Source organism: Aestuariivirga sp., from assembly GCF_044239095.1.
In the GTDB taxonomy this organism is placed as follows: Bacteria; Pseudomonadota; Alphaproteobacteria; order Rhizobiales; family Aestuariivirgaceae; genus Aestuariivirga.
On sequence record NZ_JBIICB010000099.1, the window covers coordinates 1 to 13,672 of the forward strand.

At 65.8% G+C, this 13,672-nt stretch carries 12 protein-coding genes; 5 read left to right on the forward strand and 7 right to left on the reverse strand.

Annotation, left to right across the window (positions count from 1 at the left end; translation table 11 throughout):
- The 3 genes from mltG to gmk all read left to right on the forward strand — a co-directional run.
- Positions 1-625 (forward strand): endolytic transglycosylase MltG (gene mltG, locus ACILRA_RS10805; protein ID WP_395662108.1); only part of this gene is annotated, 625 nt, incomplete at its 5' end.
- Between the two features lie 79 nt (positions 626-704).
- Positions 705-1,577 (forward strand): YicC/YloC family endoribonuclease, encoded by an 873-nt coding sequence (locus tag ACILRA_RS10810; RefSeq protein ID WP_395662109.1) that lies wholly within the window; start codon positions 705-707, stop codon positions 1,575-1,577.
- Between the two features lie 13 nt (positions 1,578-1,590).
- Complete coding sequence (gene gmk, locus ACILRA_RS10815; protein WP_395662110.1) at positions 1,591-2,223, forward strand: guanylate kinase; 633 nt, start codon at positions 1,591-1,593, stop codon at positions 2,221-2,223.
- Between the two features lie 9 nt (positions 2,224-2,232).
- On the opposite strand, the gene rsmA is transcribed toward gmk, so the two are convergent.
- The 4 genes from rsmA to ACILRA_RS10835 are packed head-to-tail and all read right to left on the reverse strand — an operon-like array spanning position 2,233 to position 7,310.
- Positions 2,233-3,069, reverse strand: coding sequence for a 16S rRNA (adenine(1518)-N(6)/adenine(1519)-N(6))-dimethyltransferase RsmA (gene rsmA / locus ACILRA_RS10820; RefSeq protein WP_395662111.1), 837 nt, complete (start codon positions 3,067-3,069; stop codon positions 2,233-2,235).
- Complete coding sequence (gene pdxA / locus ACILRA_RS10825; protein ID WP_395662112.1) at positions 3,066-4,061, reverse strand: 4-hydroxythreonine-4-phosphate dehydrogenase PdxA; 996 nt, start codon at positions 4,059-4,061, stop codon at positions 3,066-3,068. The genes rsmA and pdxA overlap by 4 nt, the downstream gene beginning before the upstream one ends.
- Before the next feature lie 7 nt (positions 4,062-4,068).
- Positions 4,069-5,082: a SurA N-terminal domain-containing protein gene (locus ACILRA_RS10830; RefSeq protein ID WP_395662113.1), complete on the reverse strand. Its 1,014-nt coding sequence runs from the start codon at positions 5,080-5,082 to the stop codon at positions 4,069-4,071.
- The gene (locus ACILRA_RS10835; protein WP_395662114.1) at positions 5,082-7,310 is read right to left on the reverse strand and encodes an LPS-assembly protein LptD; all 2,229 of its coding nucleotides are present in this window, start codon (positions 7,308-7,310) and stop codon (positions 5,082-5,084) included. Before ACILRA_RS10835 ends, ACILRA_RS10830 begins: the two co-directional genes overlap by 1 nt.
- Positions 7,311-7,565: 255 nt before the next feature.
- Between ACILRA_RS10835 and ACILRA_RS10840 the strand changes: the two genes are divergently transcribed.
- Entirely contained in the window at positions 7,566-9,044 is a 1,479-nt protein-coding gene (locus ACILRA_RS10840) for a leucyl aminopeptidase (protein WP_395662115.1), read from the forward strand.
- A gap of 7 nt (positions 9,045-9,051) precedes the next feature.
- On the opposite strand, the gene ACILRA_RS10845 is transcribed toward ACILRA_RS10840, so the two are convergent.
- From ACILRA_RS10845 to ACILRA_RS10855, 3 genes are all read right to left on the reverse strand, one after another.
- Entirely contained in the window at positions 9,052-10,068 is a 1,017-nt protein-coding gene (locus ACILRA_RS10845) for a LacI family DNA-binding transcriptional regulator (RefSeq protein WP_395662116.1), read from the reverse strand.
- Positions 10,069-10,371: 303 nt separating this feature from the next.
- Positions 10,372-11,217, reverse strand: coding sequence for an S-formylglutathione hydrolase (gene fghA, locus ACILRA_RS10850; RefSeq protein ID WP_395662117.1), 846 nt, complete (start codon positions 11,215-11,217; stop codon positions 10,372-10,374).
- On the reverse strand, positions 11,217-12,344 hold the full coding sequence (locus ACILRA_RS10855) for an S-(hydroxymethyl)glutathione dehydrogenase/class III alcohol dehydrogenase (protein ID WP_395662118.1): 1,128 nt from the start codon (positions 12,342-12,344) through the stop codon (positions 11,217-11,219). The genes fghA and ACILRA_RS10855 overlap by 1 nt, the downstream gene beginning before the upstream one ends.
- 235 nt (positions 12,345-12,579) lie before the next feature.
- Here ACILRA_RS10855 and ACILRA_RS10860 point away from each other — a divergent pair.
- Positions 12,580-13,672: efflux RND transporter periplasmic adaptor subunit (locus ACILRA_RS10860; RefSeq protein WP_395662119.1), on the forward strand; the 1,093-nt coding region annotated here is incomplete at its 3' end.

Below are 13,672 nucleotides of genomic sequence, written 5' to 3' on the forward strand. Positions count from 1 at the left end.
GGTGTTCATGAACCGGCTGAGCAAGGGCATGCGGCTGCAGTCGGACCCGACGATCATCTATGGCATCACCGGCGGCAAGGGGCGGCTGGACCGGGCATTGACCCGCAAGGACATCGACACGGCCACCGAATACAACACCTATCGCATTGATGGCCTGCCGCCGGGCCCCATCGCCAACCCGGGCCGTGCCGCGCTGGAAGCGGTGCTGAACCCCACACCCACCAAATATCTCTATTTCGTGGCCGACGGCACCGGCGGCCATGCCTTTGCGGCGACGCTTGCCGAGCATAACCGCAATGTGCGCAAGTGGCGCAAGATCGAGGGCAACGCCGCTGCCGCCGCTGCCGCCGAGGAGGCCGGGGAAACAGACGCCGCCGCCACCGCGGAGCAGCCGGCCGGGGCCGCCGCCGCTGACACTGAGGGCCCCCTCGCCGCCGTGACCGAAACCATGGAAGCGCAGCAGGCTCAGGCCGCCCCCGCCCAACCTGCAAAGCCTGCCCAGCCTGCAAAGCCTGCCCAGCCTGCCAAGCCTGCCGAGGCCACCAAGGCGGATCTGGCGCCTGGCACCATCGTCATGGTCGAGGGCCGCCCGGCGGTGATACCCCGGCTTCGTCCGGCGCGTTGAACGGTTTGCCGGTTGGCCGAACTGTTCTAAACATGTTCGCCTGATTCACCTTTCAGGGACGGCGATGCCCATCTCCAGCATGACCGGATTTGCCCGCAGCTCGGGCGAGCACCAGGGCCTTTACTGGCAATGGGAGATCAAGAGCGTGAACGGCAAGGCGCTGGATGTGCGCCTGCGCCTGCCGCCCGGCTTCGAGGCGCTGGAGCTGCCGGTGCGCGCAGCACTGGCCGCCGCCTTCAAGCGCGGCAATTTGCAGGTCTCGCTCAGCGTCAGCGGCGCAGTACAGCGCGAGACGGTGCGCCTCAACCAGGAGATCCTCGACCGGCTGGTGGCGGCGGGCGAGGCCCTGCGCGCCCGGATCGGTGGCGAGCCGCTGCGGGCGGATGTTCTGCTGTCCATCCGGGGCGTGGTCGAGGTCGCGAGCGTTCCCGAGGATGAGGCCCAGGCCGAACGCCGCCACGCCGCCATGCTCGAAAGCTTTGGCGAGGCGCTCACGGCGCTGGGCGCCGCCCGGCTTGAGGAGGGCGCGCGGCTCCACGCGATTCTCACCCAGCAGGTTGCGCGCATCGCGGAGCTTGGCAATTCCGCCCGCGCAAGTCCTGCGCGGTCGGCCGATGCGATCCGCACCCGGCTTGCCGAGCAGGTCGCCCGCCTGTTGGAAACGGGCGCAGCCCTCGACCCGGACCGGCTGCACCAGGAGGCGGTGCTGGCCGCCACCCGCGCCGATATCCAGGAGGAACTGGACCGGCTCGACTCCCACGTCGAGGCCGCGCACCAGCTTCTCGGTGCGCATGAGGCCATCGGGCGCAAGTTCGATTTCCTCGCGCAGGAGTTCAACCGTGAGGCCAACACGCTGTGCTCCAAGGCGTCCGACCGCTCGCTGAGCCTGATCGGCCTCGACCTCAAGACCGTGATCGACCAGATGCGCGAGCAGGTCCAGAACATCGAATGAAGAAAGCTACGCCATGACCCATATCCAGCGCCGCGGCCTCCTGCTCGTCATGTCTTCGCCCTCGGGGGCGGGCAAGACCACGCTGTCCCGGCGGCTGCTTGCCGCCGATCCGATGATCACCATGTCGGTCTCCGTCACCACCCGCGCGCCCCGCCCGGGCGAGGTCAACGGCAGGGATTATCACTTCATCACGCATGAGGAGTTCGGCAGGCTCCGGGACCGCGGCGACCTGCTCGAATATGCGGAGGTCTTCGGCAATTTTTACGGAACGCCGAGGCGGCCGGTGGCGGAGGCGCTCCAGGCCGGCCGCGACGTGCTCTTCGACATCGACTGGCAGGGCACCCAGCAGCTCGGCGCGGCGATGCAGGACGATCTCGTGCGGATCTTCATCCTGCCGCCCTCGGCGGAGGAGCTGCGTGAGCGCCTCATCGGGCGGGCCCAGGATTCAGCATCCACCGTCGCCAAGCGCATGGCCAAGGCGGCGGACGAGATCAGCCACTGGCCCGAGTATGACTACGTGATCGTCAACGACGACATTGGCAAGGCCAGTGTGGAAATTGAAGCAATCCTCACCGCCGAACGCCTGCGCCGCCGGCGGCAGGTGGGGCTCACCGATTTCGTCCGTGGGCTGACGAAGACACTGTAGGCCTGGCTGTTACCCGAGGTGCGCGGCGATCCGCGCGAAGGCCTCCACCTCGATCTGCTCGGCCCTTGCCTCCGGATTGATCCCGAGTTCGGCCAGCATGGGCTCCGGTTCGGGCACCAGGCTCTTCAGGCTCGCGCGCAGCATCTTGCGGCGCTGGCCGAAGGCGGCGGCGGTCACGCGCTCCAGCACGTCGAGGCGGCAGGCGGGCAGTGGCGATGCCCGGGGCACCAGCTGCACGATCGAGGAGGTGACCTTGGGCGGCGGCGTGAAGGCGGAGCGGTTGACGTCGAACAGCTTCCGCGCCGTGCAGCGATACTGGCTCAGGACCGACAGCCGCCCGAAATCCTTGCCGCCAGGCCGGGCGACGATGCGCTCGGCAACTTCCTTCTGGAACATCAGGGTAAGCGAGGCGAAGAAGGGCGGCCATGCCTTGGCCGAAAGCCAGCCCACCAGCAGGGGCGTTGCGATGTTGTAGGGCAGGTTGGCCACGATCTTCGCCGGGCGGCCTTCCGCCAGGGCCTCGTAGTCCGTCTCCAGCGCGTCGCCTTCGATGATGGTCAGGCGGCCCGGAAAGGCCAAGGCGATGTCCTCCAGTGCTGCGATGGCGCGCGCGTCACGCTCGATGACGACGAGGCGTGTCGCACCCTCGAGCAGCAGCGCCCGCGTCAGCCCTCCGGGGCCGGGGCCGATCTCGATCACCGTGCCACCGTCGAGCGGTGCCGCCGCACGCGCAATGCGGCGGGTGAGGTTCAGGTCGAACAGGAAGTTCTGCCCCAGCGCCTTTTTCGCGGCGAGGCCGTGCCGCGCGATCACCTCGCGCAGCGGCGGCAATTGGTCCTCGCTCACGAGGCGGCCTTCGCCATCAGGGCCGCCATCCGGATCGCGGCGATAAGGCTCTTCGGGTTGGCGCGGCCCGTCCCGGCGATGCCGAGCGCCGTGCCATGGTCTGGCGACGTGCGGATGAAGGGCAGGCCGAGGCTCACATTGATGCCGCCGTGGAAGTCCAGCGTCTTCACCGGGATGAGTGCCTGGTCGTGATACATGCAGAGGATCGCGTCATAGGTGGCGCGCGCCTCGGCGTGGAAGGCGGTGTCGGCGGAGAGCGGGCCCGCAACGTCGAAGCCTTCCTGCCTCAGCGTTTCCAGCGCCGGGCGGATGATCTCGATTTCTTCCCGTCCCATTGCCCCGTTCTCGCCCGCATGCGGGTTGAGGCCGGTGAAGGCCAGGCGCGGCTGCGTGATGCCGAAGTAGTGCTGCAGGTCCCTGGCGGTAACCCGTGCTTGCGCAAGGATCGCCTCCTTCGTCAGCTGCGAGGGCACGTCCTTCAATGCGATGTGCACGGTCACCGGAATGGCCCGCAGGCCATCCGCCACCAGCATCATCACTTCCTGTACGGGCCTGCCGTGGCGGGCTGACAAATGCGCCAGGTAATCGGTATGGCCCTGATGCCGGAACCCGGCTTCATAGAGCGCGTCCTTCTGGATCGGGTTGGTGACGATCCCCGCCACCTTGCCGGCGAAGGCAAGCTCAACCGCCTCGTCGATCGCGGCGATCACCTGGGCTGCCGTTCCGGGCGCGATGACCCCGGGCCGGGGATGCTGCGCCAAAGGCCGGTGCAGGACGGGGAGGGCGGCGGCGAACATCCCGGCCGCGCCGGCGGGCTCTGCGATCCGCCCGATGGGAAGGTCAGGGTTGCGGGCCTGCCAGTAGCCGGCGTCCCCCAGCAGGAAGAAGGCGCATGACGGTTCGTTGCGCAGCGCACGCCAGGCGGCGGCGGTGATGTCGGGTGCCACGCCTGCCGGTTCGCCTGTGGTCAGGACGAGGGGTGCCGCCGCCATCTGACCGTCACTGCTGGGCGTAGTTCGCGTTGCGATACTCAACGTAAACGTTCTCGCGCGCGATCTTCAGATAGTCTTCCTCGATCTTGTCGTATTTGTCGTTGATCACCAGGCGCTCCACCTGCTCGCGCGATGGCATATCGAAGTCGGGTTTGGGCGGCGTGATGGTGCGCACCCCGCACAGCGCCACGAGCTGGATCCCGCTTTTGCCGCGCATGGGTCCGATGGCGCGGCCCTTGCCCGCCTTGTCCAGCGCCTGCTTCATGGGCTTGGGCAGCTTGGCGCCGTCGGCCTCGAATTGCTTGCCGAACTTGACGTTGAAGATTCCCTCGGCTGCCTTTCGGGCATTGCCGCAGCCGTTGAAGCGCTTCAACACCTGCTGCGCCTCGATGGCGCGAGACTGCAACAGCATGGGGTCCTGGCCGTCGATCGGCAGGCTGATCTCCATGAGCGAGTACACCGTGAGTCCCCGCATGCGCGGGTCGCTCATGATCTTCTTCATCTGCGCGTTCACTGTCCTGTTGATCTCGGCCATCCTGGCGTCGACCTCCGCAGGCGTCGCCTGCACCGCCTCGCGGTACTTGGCGGAAACGATACGGCTGAATGCGATCGTGGACTGAAGATAGCGGCGGAAGTTGGCTTCGCTGATTCCCGCCTTCTTGAGCCTGGCGAGAAGCTCATTGCGCGAGAGCTTCATGCCCTTGGCGATCCGGTCGATGCGCTGCGTGACTTCCGAGTCCGGCGGAATCATCATGAGGCGCTTGGCCTCGAGCATCTTCACCTGGTCGTCGATGAGGTTCTGCAGCGCCTGCTGGCGGGTCATGCCTCCGGAGGGGAGGTCGCCCAGGATCTTGCGCAGCTCGATGCGCTGGCTGATGTCACGTTCGGTTATCGGCTGATCATTGGCAACCGCCACGATGCCCTGGGTCTCGGCCCTGACGCTGCCGGCATAGCCTGCGACCGCGCAAATAGCCAAGGGAGCGGCGATCGCCGCCGCCAGAATGCTCCGCCACATCTTCATCAGAGCTTGAACCCGCCCGCGATGGCGCCGATCGTTCTCAGCTCGATTCCGAGTTCGATGCGATGGTCCGTGCCGCTGCTACCGCTGCCGGACTCGTCATAGTTGTCACGCGACATCGAATACTGGATCTCGGCCTTCATGCAGTCGCATTCGAACGCGGCGCCGATCGAGTTTTCCATCACCTTGCTCTCCTCCAAATCATAGCGGACGCCACCGAAGACGCTCCACACCTCGTCGATGTGGTAGGTGCCGTCCGCCCAGATCTGCTGGGCATCCTCCGGCCGGCCGTAATTGGCGGCCGCCGCAATGTCAGCGTAGCTCAGAGAGCCGGAAAACTGGTCGAAAGTGAGGCCAAGGGTCGCCTCCTGGACGTTGATGCGCGAAAGGTCCTCTTCCACCCGCGCCTGGTAACCCAGCGTCGCATGCTCGTTCAGTTGCAGTGCGACGGCGCCGACCAGGTCCGAGGAGGCGCCATCAAGGCCGGAGCCAGCCGTGAAGCTGTTCTCGCCCGCGATGTGGAAGCTCTCGCCCAAGCTCGTGCGGATGAAGGTGCCGTTCTCGCCGAGCAGTGTGTAGTTGATGCCGGCATTGGCCCTGACACCGCCCTCGCGCCGGTCATAGCCGGTGAAGCGGTCACTCAGGAACAGGCTGGTCGAGTCAAAGTTCAGGGTGATCGCGTCTTCGTTGGCGTTGTCGTCGTCATGCTCCTCGGACGGGGCGGCGATCACCTGCAGCACCGGGGTCAGCACGCTCTGGACCGAGCCGTGACTGGCGATGAACGGCATGCGCACGTCGAAGCCTGCCGAGGGCGTGGCGAAGAGGTCGGTTTCCTCGTTCTCCTCGCTCCCGGGCACGTCCTGGGAGAAATAGGCGTCCGAGCGGACCTGCGCGAAGGGCGTCACCACCAGGCCGGCGCCCGTGATCATGCGCCGCTTCCATTCGGCATAGCCCATGGCGTGGGTCTGGTGGGTCCCGAGTTCGAGGGCGAGATCGGGCTCGTCGACCGATTCCTGGCGCTGCAGGGAATAGGCGTTGAAGCGCACGCTGACCTCGCCGCCCAGCACCTCGGGCTCCAGCACATAATCGCCCTGGATGAAGGGCAGCGCCACCGGCATGGTCTCCGGGTCATCCGAGTCAGACAGTGTCTGCCAGCCGATGATCTGGGCCTTGGTATAGTTGCGGTCTGACAGGCCGGTGGCTTGGATGTTGCTCGCCAGCATGTCGCGGTCGTCGAGGTCGTAGTCCGAAAGGAAGTCACGGTCGCTGACAGTGGTGGCGTCCCAGCCCCAGCTCCAGGTCGTGTTGATGTCGAAGTCACCCTTGGTCCGCCCGGCGGTGCGCCAGTTCCGGCTCACATCCTCGTTGTCGCTGCCTTCGAGCTCGTAAATGCCCCAGACCCGCGCCGAATAGATGCCCGATGACAGGCGGTGGCGCCATTCGACGTCGCCCAGCACGCCTTGCTGCGTGGTCCACAGGGGCGAGAAGGTCAGGTCCATGTTGGGGGCGATGTCCCAGAAGAACGGCGTCCTCACGCCGAAGCCGGCATGGCCGGAATAGAAGGAGGGCAGCAGGAACCCGCTGCGCCGCTTCACCGTCGGGTCCGGGTAGGCGAGGTAGGGCGTCCAGAATACCGGCACGCCGCCCAGCTCGAGGCGCGCGTTGGTGTAATAGATGGTGCGTTCCTGCAGGTCGTGCTTGGCCTCGCGCGCCACGATCTGCCAGGCGGGCGTTCCGCCCTCGCTGACGCAATCGACGCAGGCGGTGTAGCTGGCCTTCTCGTAAATCGTGATGCCGTTCTCGAAGCGGCGGGCGTACTGCGCCGTGATCGTCACATCATTGGTGAGAAGCGCCCTCACATGGCGGGCGAAGCCTTCACGGAAGGTGTCCTTCAGTTCCGCGAACTCGGCTTCCATCACATTGCCGTTGGGCTCGCGCAGCACGATCGAGCCGTTGGCGCTGAAGGTGCCGCTCTTCATGTCGTAGACGACCCTGGTGGCGGTCAGCACATAGGGGCCGTAGGTGAGCTGCACGGTGCCTGTGGCGGTCGCCACGTCCGACCGGCCGTCATACTGAAGCTTCTCGGCCACGACGTCGACGCGCGTGCCCTTCGGGATGGCATCGTCGACGGGCGCCACGAATTCCGGGGCATCCGCCATGCGCGCATGGGCGGCGGCCGGGAACAGGGCAAGGCCGGCAGCGGCCAGCAGGCCGAGAATGCACACATGCATCCCAGCACCGCCCCGCCGTCCAAGGCTTCGTAAATTTTTTGCCACCTGGCCCCTGATGCAGAATTTCATCGAGTCTTAACGGCTTTCCCGGGGGCCGGGAAGACCTGAGTTGGGGTCATACTGGAGCAGGATGGCGATTGTGGTGGACCACAGTCGCAGCATGGTTAATGAAATCTACGTGACGTTGCGAAAAGGGCGCGTTTCCATTACGCCCGAAAGCGGCTATGAGACGGAAGAACTCCGCAAGGGATATCCATGAAAATCAGCTTCGTTTCTCCCGTCCTTCCGAAAACCGGCGTACTCGTCCTCCTCGTTGCCGAAGGCAAGGGGCTTGAGGGTCTCGCAGCCGATGCCGACCAGCGCACCGGCGCGCAGATCACCCGGGCGATGGCGGCGGCCAAGTTCACTGGCAAGCGCGACACGACGCTCGACCTCGTGGCGCCGGGCGGCGGCTGGACACGCATCGTCCTGTTCGGCCTCGGGGCGCCCGCCTCGTTGCGCCCGCTCGATCTTGAGATGCTGGGCGGTGCTGCGGCCGGCGTCATCACTGCCATCAAGGCTGACCGGGTGGCGATCGCTGCCAGCCTTGAGCTCGGCGGGCTTGCGCCGCGCGAGTCCTCAGCACTGATCGCCTCGGGCGTCCGGCTGAGGGTCTACAGCTTCAACCGCTACAAGTCGAAGAAGCCCGAGGCCATGCCGCTGAAGGAGGTGAGCATCCTCTCCACGGACGCGCGCGGCGCGCGTCAGCGCTTTGCCGCCTTCGATGCCGTGGCAGATGGCGTGCATCTCGCGCGTGATCTCGTCAACGAGCCGCCCAACCACCTGCATCCCGTTGAATTCGCGGAGCGCATGCGGCCGCTGGCGAAGCTCGGCGTCAAGATTTCCATCATGACGCCGGCCCAGATGAAGCGGCTCGGCATGAACGCGCTTCTCGGTGTGGCCCAGGGCTCTGCCCATGAGGCGCGCATGGTGGTCATGGAATGGAAGGGCGGCAAGGCCAGCGAACGGCCCGTGGCCTTTATCGGCAAGGGCGTCACCTTCGATACCGGCGGCATCTCGATCAAGCCCGCCGGGGGTATGGAGGACATGAAGGGTGACATGGGTGGCGCGGCCTGCGTCGCCGGGCTGATGATGGCGCTGGCCAAGCGCAAGGCGAAGGTCAATGCCGTTGGCGCCATCGGCATCGTTGAGAACATGCCGGACGGCAAGGCCCAGCGCCCGGGTGACGTCGTCACATCAATGTCGGGCCAGACCATCGCCGTTCTCAACACCGACGCCGAAGGCCGCCTCGTGCTGGCGGATGTGCTGTGGTACGTGCAGGACCGCTTCAAGCCGCGCTTCATGGTCGACCTTGCGACCTTGACCGGCGCCATCCTCGTTGCGCTCGGCAAGGAGCATGCGGGCCTGTTCTCGAACAATGACGAACTCTCCCAGCGCCTGTCGGACGCGGGCTATGCCACGGGCGAGAAGGTGTGGCGCATGCCGCTGGCGACAGAGTATGACCGCATGATCGACCATGACGTGGCCGATGTGAAGAACATCGGCGGCCGCCATGCCGGATCGATCACCGCGGCGCAGTTCCTGCAGCGCTTCGTCAACAGCGTTCCGTGGGCCCATCTCGACGTTGCGGGAACGGCCATGGACGCGGGCCGCACCGCCATCAACCAGAGCTGGGGCTCAGGCTGGGGCGTGCGCCTCCTCGACCGGCTGGTGGCGCAGCACTACGAGAAGTAGGGGCGGCTCAGGCCGCCACCGCCGTCCTGGACGGCGCGTGGCTGGCGCGCAGCTTCAGTTCCACCGGCATCACCGTGTCATGCGGAACACCGCCCTGGCCGCGGATGATCCCGATCAGCTTTTCGGCGGCATGCGCCCCGATGGCCGAGCGCGGCACATGAACGGTGGTGAGCGCGGGGTAGGCGCATGCGCCTTCGGCCGTGTCATCCGCGCCGACGAAGGAGATGTCGCCGGGCACGCTGATCCCGCGGTCACGGCAGACGTCCATGGCGGCGCAGCCCATGCAGTCCGAGGCGGCGAACACCGCAGTTGGCGGCTTCGACAGCGACAGGAAGTGCTTCATGGCCTCCGCGGCGCCCTTGCGTTGGTTGTTTCCCGGCTTCACGAGATCGTCGTCCACGGCGAGGCCGAGCTTCGCCATGGCAGCCAAGAAGCCCCTTTTCCGGTCCATGGCGGGTATAGATTGCTCCGGCCCCGAAATATGGGCGATGCGCCTGTGGCCGAGGCTGGCGAGGTGGCTGACTGCGATGTCTGCCACTTGCTGGTCATCCACCCGCACGGCGGGCACCGCCCCGCCATAGACCAGGTCGAGCACCTGCACCGCCGGCACCTCGGGCTTGGGACCCGTGATCCCATCCACCCCGGCACCACCGTCAATGATGATGACGCCGTCGACCCGGCCGTTGCTCATCAGGTCGGCATAGGCCTCGCGGTGCTTTTCGCTCTTGTCGGTGAACCCCACCATGACCGAGTAGCCGTAGGCCAGCGAGGTTTCCTCGATGCTGCGCAGCACGGCGGGATAGAAGGCGTTGTCGATGCACGGCTGCAGCACCAGAAGCGTGTTGGTGCGCTGGATGCGCAAGGAGCGGGCCACCAGATTGACCTTGTAGCCGCAGGATGCCGCGGCATCCCGTACCGCCCGCCGGGTGCTGTCCGCCACCAGGTCAGGATTGCTCAGGGCGCGGGAGGCCGTCGCCACCGAGACACCCGCCATTTTCGCTACGTCAGAAAGTGTAGGTCGCATTCTGGTTGCTCCATTCCCCAAAATCGTTCTCTGTGGGAAACTAATGCACAACTTAAACGATTTAAATCGCCAAAAATGACTTAGATCAAATTGGACCATCAGATTGCGGTGTTTTGGTCCGATTCTGATCTAGATACGGTATTGGCAGATGTTGCAAATGAAGATTGTGTAAAGCTGGAAAAATGATGTGGAATGAGAGGCTTGGCCGGATAAATCCGGCAAAATTTTCTAAACCTAACCTTTGGTCAAGAATGCGTCATTCTGACGCAGTTTTTTCGGGCCTGGTTGGGTGGATTTTACCGATCAGCCCTTCAGCCGGGTGGCGTGCCACGACAAATGGTCGGACATGAAGCTGGAAATGAAGAAATAGGAGTGGTCATAGCCCTGCTGCATGCGCAGCTTCAGAGCCATGCCTGCCCTGCTGCAGGCCTCCTCGAGGAGCCACGGGCGAAGACCGGTGTCGAGGAAGCTGTCGGCCGTGCCCTGATCGACCAGCAGCTCCGGAAACCGAAAGCCGTCCTCAATCAGCGCCACGCCATCATGCGCGCGCCAGGCTGCCTCATCGGGCCCGAGATAGGCCGTGAATGCGCCGCGGGACCACTCCGCCGCCATTGGATGAACGATCGGGGCGAAGGCGGAGCAGCTGCGGTAACGGTCCGGGTTCCTGAGGGCCAGCACCAGCGCGCCATGGCCACCCATGGAATGGCCGAAGATGCCCTGCCGCGCCATGTCCGCCATGGGGAAGGCCGCCGCGACAAGGGCGGGTAGCTCCGCCGTAACGTAAGTCGCCATGCGATAGTTCCGCGACCAGGGTTCCACCGTCGCATCGACATAGAAGCCAGCACCACAACCGAGCTTCCAGTCATCGGCCACGTCCGGCACACCCTCGCCCCGCGGGCTGGTGTCCGGGCAGACGATGATGATGCCAAGCTCCGCCGCCGCCTTCCGGTACTCGCCCTTCTCCATCACATTCGCATGGGTGCAGGTGAGGCCGGAGAGGTACCAGAGGACGGGAAGCTTGCTGCCAGGCTCATGCGGCGGCACGAAGACCGCAAAGGTCATGGGGCAGGCGCAGGCGTCTGAGAGGTGGGTGTAGACACCCTGCGTTCCGCCGTGGCTTTTCCACAGCGACTTCGTCTCGAGCGCCATCAGAACAGGATCACGCTGCGGATGGACTTGCCTTCATGCATCAGGTCGAAGGCCTTGTTGATGTCGTCGAGCGGCATGGTGTGGGTGATCATCGGGTCAATCTCGATCTTGCCCGACATGTACCAGTCGACGATCTTGGGAACATCCGTCCGCCCGCGCGCGCCGCCGAAGGCCGTGCCCTTCCACACCCGGCCGGTGACGAGCTGGAACGGGCGCGTGGCGATTTCCTGGCCCGCACCGGCAACACCAATGACAATCGACTGGCCCCAGCCGCGGTGGCAAGCCTCGAGCGCAATGCGCATCACCTTCACATTGCCGGTGCAGTCGAAGGTGTAGTCCGCGCCGCCGATCTGGTCCGCGCCGCGCTTCGTCATGTTGACGAGGTGCGCGACGAGATCGCCCTCGACATCTGAGGGGTTCACGAAATGTGTCATGCCGAAACGCTCGCCCCATTCCTTACGGGCGGGGTTGATGTCGACGCCGATGATCATGTCGGCGCCCGCCAGCCTGAGGCCCTGGATCACGTTAAGGCCGATGCCGCCGAGCCCGAAGACGATGGCGGTGGCGCCTGCTTCGACATTGGCCGTGTTGACCACGGCGCCGACACCCGTCGTTACACCGCAGCCGATGTAGCAGATCTTGTCGAAGGGGGCGGCGGGGTTGACCTTGGCCAGCGCGATCTCCGGCAGCACCGTGTAGTTGGAGAAGGTGGAGCAGCCCATATAGTGGTGGACCTTCTGGCCCTTGTAGGAAAAGCGCGAGGTGCCGTCCGGCATCAGGCCCTGGCCTTGCGTGGCGCGGATCGCGGTGCAGAGGTTGGTCTTGCGTGACAGGCAGGACGGGCACTGGCGGCATTCGGGCGTGTAGAGGGGAATGACATGGTCGCCCGCCTTCACCGAGGTGACGCCGGGCCCGACATCCACCACGACACCCGCCCCCTCATGCCCGAGGATCACCGGGAACAGGCCTTCGGGATCGGCGCCCGAGAGGGTGAATTCGTCCGTGTGGCACACGCCCGTGGCCTTCACCTCGACCAGCACCTCGCCAGCCTTGGGGCCCTCAAGGTCCACGTCCACGATCTCAAGCGGCTTTCCGGCGGCAAAGGCGACGGCGGCGCGGGTCTTCATGGGCGGGATCCTTCCTCGACTCGGTCTGTTGTCCTGCACATATCGCGGCTTCCGGCGTGAAGCCAAGCCGGAAACCGCCACGGCAGACGGAATGGACAAGACCGCGCGCGAGTTCTTTTCGACCAGGTGATTCCACCTGGTCGGAACGCGCGCTAGTCCGGCCGCATGACGCGGACGTATCTGGCAGCGGCGGACAGAACGTCCTAGGGTCTGCCCCCAAAAGGTGCGTGACTTCATGAAAATCTGGGCTCTTCTGCTCGCGGGTGTGGTGCTGGTGGCGGCCGCCGCTTTCGGCGTGCGCCATTACGGTATCGATCTCGCCGCGCTGACCGGTCTCCAGGCCGTGGCGGTGAAGGGTGAGGCACCGGCGCGTGCAGGTGGTGGGCGGCCGGGCAGGGGTCCTGCACCGGTTGAGACCGCGCCCGCCGTGACGTTACGGTTGAGTGATGATATCTCCGCCATCGGCACGCTTCTGGCGGATGAAAGCGTCGCCATCGCGCCCGAAACCAGCGGGCGGGTTGCGAAGGTCCTGTTCGAGGACGGCGCTGCCGTCACGGCGGGAACGCCGCTGTTTCAACTCGATACCGATCTTGCGACGTCGGATCTGGTCGAGGCGCAGGCGCGGCTCAGGCTGGCGGAGGCCAACTACAGCCGCAACCAGAAGCTCCGCCTGAGCGGCAACGTGGCCGAGAGCGCCTATGAGGAGGCCCTCTCCTCGCGCGATGTGGCCCGTGCCGCGGTCGAATCCGCCGAGGTGAGGCTTGCCAAGCTCACCATCGCGGCGCCCTTCTCCGGCACGCTCGGCTTCCGCGCCATCTCGGAGGGCGCCTATGTCACCGCGGGAACACCGCTGGTGCAGCTCGACAAGGTGGAGCGGCTGCAGGCGAGCTTCTCCGTGCCCGAACTGCAGCAGGCCGCCGCCGCCGCCGCGACGGAGGTGGAGCTCACCGCCGATGCCCTGCCGGGCGAGCGCTTCATGGCCACCATCTCGGCCTTGAACCCGGTGATCGACGTCAATGGCCGTGCCCTGCAGGTCCGCGCCGAGCTCGACAACAAGGACATGCGGCTGAGGCCCGGCCTGCTCGTGCGGGTCACCGTCAGGGGGGCCGCACGGGACGCTGTCATGGTGCCTGAATCCGCCATCGTGCAGCGGGGCCAGGGCGCGCTGGTTTACACGCTCGATGGCAAGAAGGTGCGCGAGCTGCGCGTCAGCATCGGCAAGCGTGTTGACGGAAAGGTCGAGTTGCGCGAGGGCCTGGCCGCGGGCAGCATGGTGGTAACCGCTGGCAATGCCAGGCTGTCCGACGGCGCCGAGGTCGAGGTCGTCT